Source organism: Mesorhizobium sp. M1403, assembly GCF_040317695.1.
Lineage (GTDB): Bacteria > Pseudomonadota > Alphaproteobacteria > Rhizobiales > Rhizobiaceae > Mesorhizobium.
On the sequence record NZ_JAMYKY010000003.1, the window covers coordinates 96333 to 111661 of the forward strand.

General features: G+C 62.4%; 18 protein-coding genes. 6 read left to right on the plus strand and 12 right to left on the minus strand.

Features of this window, described 5'->3' with window-relative positions; all coding sequences use genetic code 11:
- Window positions 1-22 precede the first annotated feature (22 nt).
- The 3 genes from rpoN to ptsN all read left to right on the plus strand — a co-directional run bounded on the left by rpoN (window position 23) and on the right by ptsN (window position 2946).
- The gene (rpoN, locus tag NKH01_RS08075) at window positions 23-1549 is read left to right on the plus strand and encodes an RNA polymerase factor sigma-54 (RefSeq protein WP_352483586.1); all 1527 of its coding nucleotides are present in this window, start codon (window positions 23-25) and stop codon (window positions 1547-1549) included.
- 288 nt (window positions 1550-1837) lie between these two features.
- On the plus strand, window positions 1838-2422 hold the full coding sequence (gene hpf / locus NKH01_RS08080; protein ID WP_352483585.1) for a ribosome hibernation-promoting factor, HPF/YfiA family: 585 nt from the start codon (window positions 1838-1840) through the stop codon (window positions 2420-2422).
- Window positions 2423-2481: 59 nt separating this feature from the next.
- Window positions 2482-2946 (plus strand): PTS IIA-like nitrogen regulatory protein PtsN, encoded by a 465-nt coding sequence (gene ptsN, locus NKH01_RS08085; RefSeq protein ID WP_023718962.1) that lies wholly within the window; start codon window positions 2482-2484, stop codon window positions 2944-2946.
- Window positions 2947-3017: 71 nt separating this feature from the next.
- Here ptsN and NKH01_RS08090 read toward each other — a convergent pair whose 3' ends face one another.
- Together NKH01_RS08090 and NKH01_RS08095 are read right to left on the minus strand one after the other, a co-directional pair.
- Window positions 3018-3275 (minus strand): BQ00720 family protein, encoded by a 258-nt coding sequence (locus NKH01_RS08090; protein WP_352483584.1) that lies wholly within the window; start codon window positions 3273-3275, stop codon window positions 3018-3020.
- Window positions 3276-3338: 63 nt separating this feature from the next.
- Complete coding sequence (locus tag NKH01_RS08095; RefSeq protein WP_023718964.1) at window positions 3339-3764, minus strand: Hsp20 family protein; 426 nt, start codon at window positions 3762-3764, stop codon at window positions 3339-3341.
- Between the two features lie 144 nt (window positions 3765-3908).
- Here NKH01_RS08095 and NKH01_RS08100 point away from each other — a divergent pair, with 144 nt between their 5' ends.
- Window positions 3909-4850, plus strand: coding sequence for a nucleoside hydrolase (locus NKH01_RS08100; RefSeq protein WP_352483583.1), 942 nt, complete (start codon window positions 3909-3911; stop codon window positions 4848-4850).
- A 6-nt stretch (window positions 4851-4856) separates the two neighbouring features.
- On the opposite strand, the gene NKH01_RS08105 is transcribed toward NKH01_RS08100, so the two are convergent.
- From NKH01_RS08105 to NKH01_RS08130, 6 genes are all read right to left on the minus strand, one after another.
- A complete protein-coding gene (locus NKH01_RS08105) occupies window positions 4857-5093 on the minus strand; it encodes a hypothetical protein (protein WP_353005899.1) in 237 nt (78 codons plus the stop codon).
- Between the two features lie 249 nt (window positions 5094-5342).
- Entirely contained in the window at window positions 5343-5663 is a 321-nt protein-coding gene (locus NKH01_RS08110; protein WP_353019881.1) for a hypothetical protein, read from the minus strand.
- 98 nt (window positions 5664-5761) lie between these two features.
- Complete coding sequence (locus tag NKH01_RS08115) at window positions 5762-6376, minus strand: LysE family translocator (RefSeq protein WP_352847392.1); 615 nt, start codon at window positions 6374-6376, stop codon at window positions 5762-5764.
- Between the two features lie 103 nt (window positions 6377-6479).
- Complete coding sequence (locus tag NKH01_RS08120; protein WP_353019882.1) at window positions 6480-7940, minus strand: amidase; 1461 nt, start codon at window positions 7938-7940, stop codon at window positions 6480-6482.
- Window positions 7941-7946: 6 nt separating this feature from the next.
- Complete coding sequence (locus NKH01_RS08125; RefSeq protein WP_353019884.1) at window positions 7947-8855, minus strand: ribokinase; 909 nt, start codon at window positions 8853-8855, stop codon at window positions 7947-7949.
- 112 nt (window positions 8856-8967) lie between these two features.
- Entirely contained in the window at window positions 8968-9861 is an 894-nt protein-coding gene (locus NKH01_RS08130) for a methylated-DNA--[protein]-cysteine S-methyltransferase (protein ID WP_023718971.1), read from the minus strand.
- 115 nt (window positions 9862-9976) lie between these two features.
- Here NKH01_RS08130 and NKH01_RS08135 point away from each other — a divergent pair, with 115 nt between their 5' ends.
- Entirely contained in the window at window positions 9977-10792 is an 816-nt protein-coding gene (locus NKH01_RS08135) for a class I SAM-dependent methyltransferase (RefSeq protein ID WP_353019885.1), read from the plus strand.
- A gap of 3 nt (window positions 10793-10795) precedes the next feature.
- Here NKH01_RS08135 and NKH01_RS08140 read toward each other — a convergent pair whose 3' ends face one another.
- Window positions 10796-11290 (minus strand): DUF2244 domain-containing protein, encoded by a 495-nt coding sequence (locus tag NKH01_RS08140; protein ID WP_353019886.1) that lies wholly within the window; start codon window positions 11288-11290, stop codon window positions 10796-10798.
- 22 nt (window positions 11291-11312) lie between these two features.
- Here NKH01_RS08140 and nth point away from each other — a divergent pair, with 22 nt between their 5' ends.
- Window positions 11313-12134, plus strand: coding sequence for an endonuclease III (nth, locus tag NKH01_RS08145; RefSeq protein WP_353019887.1), 822 nt, complete (start codon window positions 11313-11315; stop codon window positions 12132-12134).
- A 34-nt stretch (window positions 12135-12168) separates the two neighbouring features.
- Here the strand turns inward: nth and NKH01_RS08150 are convergent, their stop codons facing one another.
- From NKH01_RS08150 to NKH01_RS08160, 3 genes are all read right to left on the minus strand, one after another.
- A complete protein-coding gene (locus NKH01_RS08150; RefSeq protein WP_023718975.1) occupies window positions 12169-13680 on the minus strand; it encodes a tripartite tricarboxylate transporter permease in 1512 nt (503 codons plus the stop codon).
- Window positions 13681-13689: 9 nt separating this feature from the next.
- The gene (locus NKH01_RS08155) at window positions 13690-14157 is read right to left on the minus strand and encodes a tripartite tricarboxylate transporter TctB family protein (protein WP_353019888.1); all 468 of its coding nucleotides are present in this window, start codon (window positions 14155-14157) and stop codon (window positions 13690-13692) included.
- A 77-nt stretch (window positions 14158-14234) separates the two neighbouring features.
- The gene (locus NKH01_RS08160; RefSeq protein ID WP_353019889.1) at window positions 14235-15212 is read right to left on the minus strand and encodes a tripartite tricarboxylate transporter substrate-binding protein; all 978 of its coding nucleotides are present in this window, start codon (window positions 15210-15212) and stop codon (window positions 14235-14237) included.
- Between the last annotated feature and the right edge of the window lie 117 nt (window positions 15213-15329).

Consider the following 15329-nt stretch of genomic DNA (forward strand, 5'->3'; position numbering starts at 1 on the left):
ACGGGGCGTTTGAAACCGAACCATGGCGTTGGCGGCAAAACTACAGCTACGACAGTCGCAGTCGCTGGTGATGACGCCGCAGCTGATGCAGTCGATCCGCCTGCTGCAGTTCACCCACCTCGAGCTGGAACGCTTCATCGACGACGAGATCGAACGCAATCCCCTGCTGGAACGCGCCGAACCGCAGGACGACGCCGCCAGCGACCAGGCGCAGAAGAGCGACGCCGCATCGGAACCGGCCGCCGACGGCGACTGGTTCGAAGCGGAGACGGCGTGGAGCGCCGAGGCGATCTCGGAAAAGCTCGATACGTCGCTGGAAAACCTGTTTCCCGACGATCCTGGAACGAGCGAGCGGCTCGGCCCCGACCTGACGGCGCAATGGAAATCGGCGTCCGGCAATAGTTCCGCCTCTTCCTCCGACGGCTTCGATGTCGCGGATATGGCGGCGGCTGCCATCACGCTGCGCGACCATGTCGGCGAGCAGGTGGCGCTCGCCTTCGCCGATCCGGCCGCGCGCCTGATCGCCAGCGAGCTTGCCGACGGCCTCGATGAGGCCGGCTACATGCGTGCGGACATGGCCGAGATCGCGGCCCGCCTCGGCACGGACCCCCCGGCGGTGGCAATGGCGCTGGCGATTTGCCAGACATTCGAGCCCGCCGGCATCTTCGCCCGCGACCTCGCTGAATGCCTGTCGCTGCAGCTTGCCGTGCGCGACCGGCTCGATCCGGCGATGAGGGCATTGATCGCCAATCTCGAACTCCTGGCACGGCGCGATTTCCAGACGCTGAAGCGGATTTGCGGTGTCGACGAGGAGGATCTGCTCGACATGCTGGCCGAGATCCGGGCGCTCGACCCGCGGCCGGGAATGGCGTTTTCGCGCGGTGCCAGCGATGCGATCGTGGCCGACGTCGAGGTGCGCGCAGCCAATGACGGCAGCTGGACGGTCGAGCTCAACGCCGAGACGCTACCGCGCGTGCTGGTCGATCACATCTATTTCGCTCAGGTCACGCCGCATGCGAAAAACCAGGCGGAAAAGGATTTCCTCGCCGAATGCCTGCAGAATGCCAACTGGCTGACGCGCAGCCTCGACCAGCGGGCGAAGACTATCCTGAAGGTCGCCTCCGAGATCGTGCGCCAGCAGGACGCTTTTCTCGTCCACGGCGTGCGGCACCTGAAGCCGCTCAACCTGCGCACGGTGGCGGACGCTATCGGCATGCACGAATCGACGGTCAGCCGGGTCACGGCAAACAAATACATGCTGACGCCGCGCGGCGTGTTCGAGCTGCGCTATTTCTTTACCGCCTCGATCGCTTCGTCGGGTGGCGGCGATGCGCATTCGTCGGAAGCGGTGCGCGACCGCATAAAGCAGCTGATCGACGAAGAGAAAGCCGTCGATGTGCTTTCCGACGATGCCATCGTGGACATGCTGCGGGAAAGCGGCGTCGACATTGCCAGGCGCACGGTTGCCAAATACCGGGAAGGCATGAACATACCCTCTTCGGTGCAACGGCGGCGCGAAAAACGCGCTTTGGCCAGCGCCGGCCGTTGAACTCCGGCAGAATTTCCACAGCTTTCGCGTTCATTGACAAGCGGCAACGAAGTGGCTAGAAGCCCGCCCGCATGAGACGGGCTGGCGAGTGGATTTGAGTTCGCTGATGCCCGCACGAGAGATGGTCCGTCACGACGTAGGCCACGGACGGCCAAGAAGGCGGCTTGTGATCAACCGGAAAGTTCGGATTTAAAATCGGCGCAAGTGACGCCGCAAAGCTTGTGCGCACGGACCACGAGTATAAACTCGGGACAGTTTGAAGCCTGAGCAAGGAAGGTCAGTTTTCAGATGACACTGCGCATATCGGGAAAACACATGGATATCGGCGATGCGTTCCGTACGCGCATCAACGACCGTGTCGGGGAAGTGATCGGGAAATATTTCGATCGGGGCTTTTCAGGGCAAATCGTAGTCGTCAAATCGGGGTCGCGCTACACGGCCGATTGCATGATCCGGCTGGATTCCGGTGCTTCGCTGCAGGCGACCGGCGATGCCCAGGATCCGACGCTTGCCTTCGATGCCGCGGCGGACCGTCTGGAAACCCGCCTCAGGCGCTACAAGCGCCGGCTGAAGTCGCATAATTCAGGCAATAGCAATGGCGAACTCACCGACGTCGCCTATACGGTGATGGCCCCGCTTGCCGATGACGACGAGGAGATACCGGAGAATTTCGCGCCGGCCATCGTCGCCGAATCGACCATGACGCTGCGGACCATGTCGGTGGCGTCAGCCGTGATCGAGCTCGACACCAAGGACAGCCCGGTCCTGGTCTTCCGCAATGCCGGAAACGACCATCTCAACATCGTCTATCGCCGGCCGGACGGGAATATCGGCTGGATCGACCCGTCTACGGCCAAGGTCGCGCAGGGGTAAAAACCAGCCGCACGCAAGCGTGGGGACTGGCGACGGCAGGCGAACAAGGGATTTCAAGCATGGATCTGAGCGATCTCGTCAACGTTCCGGCAATCATGCCGGCGTTGAAGGCGAACTCCAAAAAGCAGCTGCTGCAATTGCTGTCTGAAAGGGCGGCGGCGATTTCCGGCATTCCGGAGCGGGAGGTGTTCGATACTATCCTGCAACGCGAGCGGCTGGGTTCGACCGGCGTCGGCAACGGCATCGCCATTCCGCATGGCAAGCTGGCCGGGGTGAAGCGGATCGCTGGAGTTTTTGCCCGGCTGGAGACACCGGTCGATTTCGAGGCCCTCGACGATCAGCCGGTCGACCTGGTGTTTCTGCTTTTGGCCCCCGAAGGTGCCGGCGCCGACCACCTCAAGGCGCTGTCGCGCATCGCGCGGGTGCTGCGCGATGCCGACACGGTTGCCAAGATCAGGGGCACGCGCGATGCCGTGGCCATCCACGCGCTGCTGTCGGATACACAGGCCTCGCACGCCGCCTGAGTTGATTGGACCCGTTGAAGGGCCGCCGTGAGCGGCCCTGTCCGTTTCAGCCAGATCGGCGCGCCGTGTTGTTAGTGGATAGCGACGGGGGTCAGATCGTTTTCCAAGGCGCCGGCCAGCGCCCGGTCGCGAGCATCCGAAAGCAGGATCGGCTGGCCGTTGGCGGCAAACAGGGCCCATAGTTCCAGCCCGGGCGCGATTTCGCCGAGGCCCGGGAAACGGCCGCGCAGATCGTCGCTCGACACTTTCCTGAGATAAGCGACCGAACCTTCGCCGAGATGAGCGAATTCGCCGCTGGTCATGATGATATTTTCGTCAGTTCTGGTCATTTCAAGCCTCCTTGCCGCGAGACGCCGCTCAAGGCCATCCCGCATGAGAGCTATCGGCAAAACTCAGTCTTTCACCGATATGTTTATTTTTCGTACCAGCCGTTCGGACTCCGGCCGATCGAGATCGATCGACAAGAGGCCGTTCTTCAATTCCGCCGCAATCACCCGCATGCCGTCGGCCAGCACGAAACAGCGCTGGAACTGGCGCGCGGCGATGCCGCGGTGGAGGAATTCGCGCTCGGTGTCGTCGTTCTGACGGCCGCGCACGACCAACTGGTTCTCCTCCGTGGAGACATCGAGATCGCTTTCCGCGAAACCGGCGACGGCGAGCGTGATGCGCAGCCTTTCGGTTTTGCCGTCGGCACCGCTGAGGCGCTCGATGTTGTACGGAGGATAGCTGTCACCCGACTTCGCCAAGCGCTCCAGTGTCTTTTCCATGGAATCGAAACCGAGGAGAAGCGGGCTGGAAAAAGGCGTCATTCGGCTCATGTTACAGTGTCCTCTCAAGAGCGACATAAAGTGGAAAAACCCGGATGGCATTTTTCCCGATGGTCTTGATATGGTCCGCCGCCCGGCAGACTTCAAGCCGTCACACGTCCCGCCCAAAAAGACTTGCCAAAACAAGGAATTGAAATGCCCCAATCCCGCAGGATCATCATCGACACTGACCCCGGCCAGGACGATGCCGTCGCCATATTGCTGGCGCTCGGCAGCGCCGAGCTGGAGATCGTCGGCATCACCGCGGTGGCCGGCAACGTGCCGCTGAAACTCACCGAAAAAAACGCACGCAAGATCTGCGAGTTGGCCGGCCGGCCGGATGTCAAGGTCTATGCAGGCGCCATCCGGCCGCTGGCGCGTGAACTCGTCACCGCCGAGGAAGTGCATGGCAAGACCGGCCTCAACGGACCGCAACTGCCTGAGCCAAAGATGAAGCTGCAGGATCAGTATGCGGTCGATTTCATCGTCGAGACGCTGATGAAGGAGGAGACCGGCACGATCACGCTTTGCGCGCTCGGGCCGCTCACCAATGTTGCGCTGGCGCTGATCCGCGAGCCGAAAATCGCGCCGCGCATCAAGGAGATCGTGCTGATGGGCGGCGGCTTCTTCGAGGGCGGCAACGTCACGCCGACTGCCGAGTTCAACATCTATGTCGACCCGCATGCCGCCGATGTCGTGTTCAAATCCGACATTCCGATCGTGATGATGCCGCTCGACGTCACCCACAAGGCGCTGACCACCGCCAAGCGCACGAAGGCTTTCCGCAAGCTCGGCACCAGGGTCGGCACGGCGACGGCGGACATGCTGGAATTCTTCGAACGCTTCGACGAAGAGAAATACGGCACCGATGGTGGCCCGCTGCACGATCCTTGCGTCATCGCCTATCTGTTGAAGCCGAAGCTGTTCAAGGGCCGCAACTGCAATGTCAGCGTGGAAACTGCCTCGGAGCTCACCATGGGCATGACGGTGATCGACTGGTGGGGAGTGACCAAGCGGCCGAAGAACGCCATGGTGATGCGCGACATCGATCATGATGCGTTTTTCGCGCTGTTGCTGGAAAGGCTGGGGCGGCTTTAGTGCCGCTCAGTCATTGAGCAGGCGGTAGGTGCTGGTGCCGTTATTGCGGTGCTGTTGTTCGATCGAGACTTCCGATCCGATCATGTGGGGCGTCTCCACCTCACCATCGATAAATACCAGTGCGTTGCCGTCATGGAGACGGACTTCATATCTATAATAAAGTCCATGGCCGACGGAACCTTTCGGATTTAGAGGCATCGTCGCAACATCTTCGACGATGCCTCCTACGCGTTGCGTGCCCATGATCGTGCTATTCTGTCTTGTTACAATCGCCACGGCGGCCACAAGAGCGAATGAGCAAAAGAAAGCGACGCCAACGACTGTATCGCGAAACTCTTCCCGAAGCAGAAGAAGGCGGTTTCTAAGAGAAAGATTTGTCGGACCCATCACTTAGAGTTGAGTAGCGCAGGGCGTTGTTCAAGAGCGATTTCTTCGAAGAGAGCTCTGTCACTCGTTTTACCTTCGAAAACAGCTTCATTGATCGATCGCCGTTCAATTTGGAAATCGGTAGAAGACAAAGCCATTGTCGCGCGTGACGCGCTCGATGCCGACGTGCGAGCCGATCAGGCGCGGACGATCGTCGTCGATGAAAACAGATGAACCGTCTTCAAGGACCAGCATGTAGACACTTCGGCCTTTGCCCCAATGGGCACTTTTGACGGCTGCATCGATTGGGTCCACCGAGCGGATCGGGCTGGCGTTATCCGTCCACTTGAGCGGATCGAGGGCCAACACCGCCGCAAACAAAGCAACAATCAGGATCACGCCGATCGCGTGCCTTTTCACATCCACAAAAGTCCATGGCACCGGCATGAACCCCCAACTATCGATTCATGTGGTGCACAGAAGGCGGACTTTCAATCGGCCTTCCTGTTCCAGGAGATTGCTATTTGCGTCCCGGCTCGCGGCTGTTACTTCGCCTTGGAAAACGCCAGCCACAGGCCGCCGCCCACCAGGAAGCTGCCGCTGATTCGCGACAAGAGCTTGACGCGGCCGGCCGAGAGCAGGCGTCCGGCGTGGCCGGCGGCCAACGCGTAGGTCGAATCCGAGACGGCGGCGAAGATCATGGCGGTGAGACCCATGACGCCGATCTGTAACGCGTAATTGCCTTCGGGGGCGATGAACTGCGGAAAGAAGGCGCCGAAGAACACCAGCGTCTTCGGATTGCTGATCGCCACCAGCAGGCCCTGCAGGAAGAAGCCGCCGCGCGGCTTTTTAGCCGATCCGTCGGCGTTCAGCTTGCCTTTCGAGCGGAACATCTGCACGCCCATCCAGATCAGGTAGGCGGCGCCGATCAGCCGGACCCATTCGAACCAGTGGCCCATGCCGGCGATAAGCGAGGTCAGCCCGATGCCGACGATGGCGATCATGATGGCCAGCCCGGCCTGGGTGCCGGCGACATTGGCGAGGCCGGCGCGCGAGCCGTGGCGGATGCTGTTGGCGATGATCAGCGTGACCGTCGGCCCCGGCACAAGAATGATGACGATGCAAGCGACGACGTAGGTGGCGTAGAGTTCCAGCGACATTTTTCCCTCCGCAGAATGCCGCTCGTGCGGCGCGCTGTCGCGATCAATGCATGGCGATGAGTTGCGTGCAAGCCGGCGAGGCGCCGACAATGCGGAGCTGATTTCAGCAGGCGCCGGCCTGCCATGGTAGCGTTGCCTCATAGGCGGCAGCCGCCCCCAGCACCGAGAGGTCACCGCGTGGCCGCCCGATCAATTGCATGCCCATCGGCCTGCCCTTGGGGTCGAAGCCCGCCGGCACATTGATCGCCGGGCAGCCGCCGAGCGTGGCGAACGCTGAAACCTGCATCCAGCGATGATAGCTATCCATGGCACGCCCGGCCACTTGCGTCCGCCAGTGGGTGGAGACCTCGAAAGGGAAGACCTGCGCGGTCGGCAGCGCGATGAGATCGAATCGATCGAAGAGCGACAGCAGGGTTTTGTGCCATGACGAGCGCCTCACCGTGGCGGCGTGGACCTGCGGCGCGGTGAGGCCCAGTGCATGTTCCACCTCCCACACGGCCTCCGGCTTGAGAAGGCGGCGTTTCAAGGGATCGTCGTAATGCACCTTGAGCGCACAACCGCTGCTCGCCTGGCGAAGCGTTACAAAGGCCTGCCACAGCGCTTCGAAGTCGAATTCCGGCATCAGCGGCTCGGCCTCGAAGGATAGATCCGCTAACCGGCCAAGTGCTGCCTCGCAAAGCTGTAGAATGCCTGCTTCAATCGGCAGATGACCGTCAAGATCGCCGAGCCAGGCGATGCGCCCGCCGGCCGCCGGCGTTTCCAGCCCTTCGAGGAACGAGCCTGGCTTATCATGCGACAGCGGCGCGCGAGGATGATAGCCGGCCTGAACGTCGAGCAGCAGCGCCATGTCGCGCACGTTACGCCCCATCGGCCCTTCGACGCCCATTTGCGCATGAAACACATCAAGATCAGGGCCGGCCGGTACCAATCCCTGGGATGGGCGGAAGCCATAGACATTGTTGTAGGCAGCGGGATTGCGCAGCGAACCGCCGAAGTCGCTGCCATCGGCAATGGGAACCATGTCGAGCGCCAGCGCGACCGCCGCGCCGCCGCTCGAGCCGCCGGCGGTCAGCGCTGGGTCGAACGCGTTGAGCGTCTGTCCAAACACGGTATTGTAGGTGTTGGAGCCGAGCCCGAATTCGGGAACGTTGGTCTTGCCGATGATGATGGCGCCGGCCTGCCGAACACGCTCGACGAAGAAGTCGTCTTCCTCAGGCACGAAATCGGCGAAGATCGGCGAGCCGAAGGTGGTTCTCAGGCCTTTTGTCAGCGCAAGATCCTTGATCGCGATCGGCAGACCGAACAGCGATCCGGTATCTGCTCCTCGCGCCAAATGAGCGTCTGCCTCGTCGGCCTCGCGCAGGATGTCGGCACGCTCACGCAATGAAACGATGGCGTTGACCTGTGGGTTCACCGCCTCGATCCGGTCCAGGAATGCAGCGATCACTTCGCGCACCGAAAGCTGCCGGCGCCTGATCCTGTCGGCCAGTTCCACGGCGGACAGGCGGCAGATGTCGCCGGCGGGCGGCACGGCATGCCTGGTGGTCGGGCGCGTGGCTGTCATCGCGCTTCAGCCGGCAGATGTCGGCATGGCGGCGTCGACATCCCTGGCCAGCGGGATGGCAGGCTGGGCGCCGGCTTTCAGGCAGGCCAGCGAACCGGCTGCGGCGGCGCGGGCAAGCGCGGGGTCGCGCGGCAGGCCTGCCGCCAGTCCGGCAGCAAAATAGCCGCAGAACGTGTCACCGGCGCCGACCGTGTCGAGCGGAGTGATCTTCAGCGCCGGAACCATCAGGAGATCGTCCGGCGTCGCCGCCAGAACGCCGTCTGGGCCAAGCGTGACGACGATGGTGCGGCCGGTTCTCGAGGCATAGTCGCGCATCCGTGCCGGGCGGTCGCGGCCACTCAACGACAGCGCCTCACCATAGAGGTCGAACTCGGTCTCGTTGGCGACGAGATAGTCGGCCTTGCCGAGGAAGCCGGCCGCGTCGCCGTGGAAAGGTGCGGTGTTGAGCACGGTGACCGCGTTGGCCGTCCTTGCCGCGTCAAGCGCTGTCTCGACCGTTTGTAACGGGACCTCCAACTGCAGCAGCACGACATCGCCGTTTTTCAGGAAAGCCTTGGAAAGGTCACCCGGCACGACCGAATCATTGGCGCCCGCCACGACGGCGATCACGTTCTCACCGTCGGCGCCGACCATGATCAACGCGGTACCCGTCGAGGCAAAGGTCTCGCCGACGCCGGACAGGTCGATCTTGCCGTCGCGCAGCAGCGCCAAAGCCTCGCCGGCGAAGCTGTCCTTGCCGACCGCGCCGACCATGCGCACCTTGGCGCCGGCGCGGGCGGCGGCCAGCGCCTGGTTGGCGCCCTTGCCGCCGGGGGCGGTGGCGAAACCGGAGCCGCGCACCGTTTCGCCGGGACCGGGCAAGCGGTCGACACTGGCGATGAGGTCGAGATTGATGGAACCGATGACGACGATCAAGAAGTGCCTCCCGCTAGCGCATGTCACTCTAATTGCGCGGGAAGCTACTCCGTAAGATCGCTGCTTGTCACCCTCGGGGCCCTTCGCTCCTATCGTTCCATTCGTTGGCTATTCAAGAAGAGACTTGTCCCGCCTCCCAGCCGAGGATGGCGCGTTTGCGCGTCAGGCCCCAATGGTAGCCGGTGAGCGCGCCGGATTTGCCGAGAGCCCGGTGGCACGGCACGACGAAGGACATCGGATTGGCACCGACTGCGGCACCGACAGCCCGGCTGGCGCTCGGTGCGCCGATGCGCGCGGCAATCGAGGAATAGGTGCAGGCCTTGCCCATCGGAATGCGCAGCAAGGCCTCCCAGACGCGGACCTGGAAGTCGGTGCCGATCATGACGACGCGCAGCGGCTGGTCGGCGCGCCACAGCGTCGGATCGAAGATGCGCGCGGCATAGGGCGCCGTCGCCGCCATGTCCTCGACATAGGTCGCATTCGGCCAGCGGCTGGACATGTCGGCAAAGGCCGCGCGCTCGCCGCCGGGGTCGTTGAAGGCGAGGCCGGCAAGGCCGCGGTCCGTCACCATGATCAAAGCGATGCCGAAAGGCGAGATATGATAGCCGTAGCGGATGGTGAGCCCGGCGCCGCGGGTCTTGTAGTCGCCCGGCGACATCGCTTCATGGGTGACGAACAGATCGTGCAGCCGGCCTGGGCCGGACATGCCGAGTTCGAACGAAGTTTCCAGCAGCGGCATGCCGGAATCCAGCAGTTTGCGCGCATGATCGAGGGTGACGGCCTGCAGAAAAGCCTTCGGCGACAGGCCGGCCCAGCGGGTGAACAGCTTCTGCAGCCCGGTCGGCGTCTCGCCGACCTCCTCGGCCAGCACTTCCAACGAAGGCTGGTCGCGATAGTCGAGGCTGATCTTTTCGATGGCACGACGGACGATTTCGTAGTCGCCGCCTTCAGGCGTGATGTCTTTCTGAAGGATTGCTGTCGTTTTGAGAGGCATTTGGGCGTTCATGGCAGTATCTCCTTGAGTGCGAATATCGTCCTTCGCGGCGCCGATCACCACCCGAAACTTGCTTTCCCGCAGCATGTACCCAGATAGAGTTGGCTTTTGAATGGGGAGGACAATCATGGCCGGCGAGAAGGTGCAGCTGACCAAGGAAAAAGAAACGCTGCTGATCACCGTCTACGGCAAGGCGCTGGAAAGCCGGCTTCCCAACTCGCTGCTGAAAGACCGTTTTGCGGACGAGGCGGTTCGCCGCATCGACTACGATTTCTCGCGGCTCAAGGTCGACAACAATCTCGGCGTCGGTCTGGCGATCCGGGCCAAGACGCTGGACGACTGGGTTTCGGCTTTTCTGGCGAACAACCCGAACGCCATTGTACTGCATCTCGGCTGCGGGCTGGACACACGAATATTCCGTATCGACCCGCCAGCCGGCGTCGACTGGTTCGACGTCGACTACGCCGAAGTCATCGAGCTCAGGCGCAAGCTCTACCCGATGCGCGAGCATTACCACCTGATCGGATCATCCGTCACGGAGCCTGGCTGGTTGGATGAAGTGCCCGGCGATCGCCCGGCGATGGTCGTGGCGGAGGGCCTGACCCCCTACCTTGTCGCTGACGAGGGTCCAAGACTGGTTTCGCGGCTTGTGTCGCATCTGGCCAGCGGCGAATTTATCTGCGATGCCTACAGCGACCTGGGTCTAAAGCTCGTGCGCCTCAACCCGTCGTTCCGCGCCACCGGAGCCGAACTCCACTGGGCGATCAACGATCCGCGCGACTTGGAACGGTCAGTGCCCGGCCTGCGGTTGGTCGAGGAAACGATGGCGTACAAACCCGAACATGCCGCCCGTGTGAGCTGGTTCGCCGGACTGGTCTTTCGCCTCTGGAGCCACGTTCCGGCTCTTCGGAGGGCCGGCAGGCTGTTGAGATTTCGGTTTTGATCGTCAGCGCGCCTTGGCGGTCGCCAGAGCGCGCGAAAATGCGGTGGCAAAACTTTCGCGGTCGTCGGGGTTGAGGAAGCCACCGATCGAGACTGTTTTTCCTTGCGCCTCGACCGCCATTCTGGTGATGCCGATTTCGGTGTGGCGGGCGATCGAAAAGCGTGCCCAGAACGGATTGAAGCAATGTGCTTCCGATTTGCCTGACGGGGCAGTCTTGCGGATATCGAGGCTGGTGCGTGACACCGACACCTCCTCGCGAGCCCGAGCGGCACGATAATTGGCGCGGAAGGCGATATAGATGGCAATAACATCGAGGCCGAAGAAGCCGAACACCGGCCAGGCGCCGCGCGACAGAAAAAACGCTCCGGTCACCAGCCACCCGAACAGCAATGCGCCCATCAGGATGGCAAAGCCGGTCTTGCCCAGCGACCGGTGCGGTATCAGCAGCGCCTGGAAGAATGGCTCGTCGGCCTGAAATGAGGCGTTTGTGTCGCTCATTACAGAATATTATAGGAAAGCAATGACAAGCCCCAAGTCCAAAAACTCTTCGGCGCTAAAAAAAGACCTGTTGCCCGGCCGCCGCGACGGCTCGAACGCCAAGCCGCGTCCGCAGCCGGCGAGGTCGCGGGCGCTTTACAGCCCGGCCGAGGTGCATGAGATTTTCCGGCGCTTTTCCGTTCAGCGGCCGGAACCAAGGGGCGAACTCGAACATATCAACGCCTTTACGCTATTGGTGGCGGTGGTGCTTTCGGCGCAGGCGACGGATACCGGCGTCAACAAGGCGACGCGGGCGCTGTTCAAGATCGCCGACACGCCGCGAAAGATGCTGGCGCTGGGCGAGACCAGGCTCGGCGACCATATCCGCACCATCGGGCTGTGGCGCAACAAGGCCAAGAACGTCATCGCGCTGTCGGAGGCGCTGATCCGCGACCACGGCGGCAAGGTGCCCGATGATCGCGATCAACTGGTCGAGCTGCCGGGTGTCGGCCGCAAGACCGCCAATGTCGTGCTCAACGTCGCCTTCGGCCAGCATACGATGGCGGTCGACACGCACATCTTCCGCATCGGCAACAGGCTCGGCCTGGCGCCGGGCAAGACGCCGGAACAGGTCGAACAAGGGTTTTTGAAGATCATTCCGGATGAATATATGCGGCATGCGCATCATTGGCTGATCCTGCACGGCCGCTATGTTTGCAAGGCACGCAAGCCGGATTGCCCGGCCTGCGTCATCGCCGATATCTGCAAGGCCAAGGAAAAGACGACCAGCGTGCCTGCACCACTGGTCGAGATCGCGCCGCTCGGGCCAGTAGAGGCGGCTACTGAATCAGTGCCAGCCAAGTGACTCTGAAGTTCCTCCTATGTCGCGCCGTCCACGTTCAGGAGCTCTCTTCGACAAACACCTCCTCGCGCTTCTTCCTGACCGCGGGGAGAAACACGATGACGAGCACGGCGAGCGCGATGAGGAGCAGGCTGGCGCTGATCGGTCTCGTCACGAAGGTACTCGGATCGCCGCGAGAGAGGATCATGGCGCGGCGCAGGTTTTCCTCGAGCAGCGGGCCGAGCACGAAGCCAAGCAGCAGCGGCGCGGGTTCGCAGCGCAGCTTGGTCAGGAGATAGCCAAGCAAGCCGAAGAGTGCGACTGCATAGAGGTCGTAGACGTTGGTGTTGACGCTGTAAACGCCGATCGAGCAGAACGCCATGATGATCGGGAAGAGCACGTAATACGGGATCGTAAGCAGTTTCACCCAAAGCCCGATTAGCGGCAGATTCAAGACGATCAGCATCAGATTGCCGATCCACATCGAGGTGATGATACCCCAAAACAGTGCAGGCTGTTCGATCGCAACATTGGGGCCGGGTACGATGCCCTGGATGATCATCGCGCCGATCATCAGCGCCATTACCGGGTTGGCCGGAATGCCGAGCGTCAGCATCGGGATAAAGGAGGTTTGTGCGCCGGCATTGTTGGCCGATTCCGGTCCGGCGACGCCTTCGATTGCGCCTTTGCCGAATTCCCCCGGACTTTTCGAGACACGTTTTTCGACGGTGTAGGAGGCAAAGGCGGCAAGGATCGCGCCGCCTCCCGGCAGGATGCCGAGCGCCGAACCGATGATTGTTCCGCGCACGATGGGGGCCGCCATGCGCCGAAAATCTTCGCGGGTCGGCATAAGGCCGGAGATCTTTCGGATCAGCACGGAACGCTCATGCTCGTTTTCGAGGTTGCGCAGTATCTCGGCGACGCCGAAGACACCGACCGCCACTGCGACGAAATTCAGCCCGTCGGCATATTCGCGGATGCCGAGCGTGAAGCGGGGCGTGCCGGTGTAGATATCCGTGCCGACAAGTCCGAGCAGCAGGCCGAGCACGACCATGGCCAGTGCCTTGACGATCGAGCCGTGGGCGAGCGCGACGGACGAGACCAGGCCGACAATCATCAGCGAAAAATACTCGGCTGCGCCGAATCTCAGCGCTATCGCCGTCAGCGGTGGGGCAAAGATGGCGACGAGGAAGGTCGACACCGTGCCGGCAAAGAACGAGCCTATCGCCGCGGTCGCCAGTGCCGCCCCGGCGCGACCGTTCCTGGCCATTTGGTAGCCGTCGATGGCGGTGACGGCCGACGAGGATTCGCCGGGCATGTTGATGAGGATGGCGGTAGTCGAACCGCCATACTGCGCGCCGTAATAGATGCCGGCGAGCATGATGAGGGAGGAAACCGGATCGCCGATCTGGAAGGTGATCGGCAACAGCATGGCAATGGTTGCGGTGGCGCCGATGCCGGGCAGGACACCAATCAGCGTGCCGAGAAGGACGCCGATCAGGCAGAAACCGAGGTTTGCCAAAGATGTGGCCGTCGAAAAGCCGAGTGCGAGATTGTTGAGGAGTTCCATTTCATCTCCTCACAATGATAGGGGCAGCCACGGGCCGAAACGCCGGAACGGCAGGCCGAGTGCGTAGCTGAAGACGACGAATGCGAACAGCGTCAGGCCGGCCGACAGCACGAGCGCGGTCAGCGGCTTCATACGGCCGCTGCCGAACGATCCGATTAGCGCCGTCAGGAAGATCGAGGGGATAAAGCCGAGGCCGCGCACCGTCAGGCCGAAGAAGATCGGAGCGGGCAGAATGAACAGCATGCCGCGCCACGCGATGTGGCCGATCGGGTCGCTCTCGAAACGCACCGCTTGGACGAGGATGACGGCGCCAAGCAGGATCAGCACGATCGCCAGCACCAGCGGGAAATAGCCCGGTCCCATACGGAAGGCGGTGCCGATTTCGAGGCCGAGCGACTGCAGCGCGAAAAATGCACCGAGGAAGATGAACAGCGCTGCGCAAATGCCGTTGGTTCTGTCGATTGCGAACGGTTTCATGACGTCCTCCCGGGCCGCGCCGCGGGCTTTGCCGATGCCGTGTAAAAACGGGGCGCTGGTGGCGCCCCGTTCAAGCTTTAGTCGGCGTACTGGCCGGCCGCTTCGATGATAGGCTTCCACCGCGCGATCTCACTTTCCAGCTTGGCCTTGAGCGCGGCCGGCGTGGCGTCGGCCTCGGGCGACGGCTTGGTGCCGAGTTCGGCAAAGCGGGCGACGACGTTCTGATCCTTCAGGGCCACCTGCAGCGATTTCGACAGGCGCTCGGTGATCTCGGCCGGCGTGCCCTTGGGTGCATAGATTCCGTGCCAGATGCCGACCTGCACCTGCGGAAGGCCGGCTTCCGTCGTTGTCGGCACGTCCGGAAGCACGTCGAGGCGTTGCGCCGAGGTTACGGCATAGCCCTTGATCGTGCCGCCCTGGATCTGCTTGGTGGTGTTGGTCGTCTGGTCGCACATGATGTCGACCTGGCCGCCGAGAAGGTCGGTCATGGCCGGGCCAGTGCCTTTGTAGGGAACGGTGACCAGCGGCGTGCCGATGGCGCTCATGAACAGCATGCCGCACAGATGCGAGGCCGCGCCTATCCCGGCATTGGCGACGGTGACGGTGTCCTTGTTGGCCTTGGCATAGTCGACCAGTCCCTTCAGATCGGTCGGCTCGAGATCCTTGCGGCCGACGATGGTCATCGGCACTTCTGTGACGAGACCGATATATTTGAACGCGTTCAGCGTGTCGTAGGCGAGGTTCCTATACAGCGTCGCGCTGGTCGCCATGCCGATGTGATGCAGGAGCAGCGTATAGCCGTCAGGATCGGCATTCGCGACGCGGCCGGCGCCTAGCGTGCCGCCGGCGCCGCCGACATTCTCGACGATGACCTGCTGGCCGAGGTCCTTCGACATGGCTTCCGCGACAAGACGCGTGACGGTGTCGGTCGGGCCGCCGGCCGAAAACGGCATGACAACGGTGATGGTGCGTTCGGGGTACGTCTGCGCGCCCGCGGCCAACGGGTAAAGCATGGCGACCGCAACGGCACCCAGCGCGGCGACGAATTTTCTCATCGTGATTTCCTCCCAGAATACGAATACCAACCGCTGCGCGGAGTTCCTCTCAAACCGAATGTAGATGGAGCAATAACTAGCGCAACCCGACAAATGACAATCGCCTCAAACGGCAAA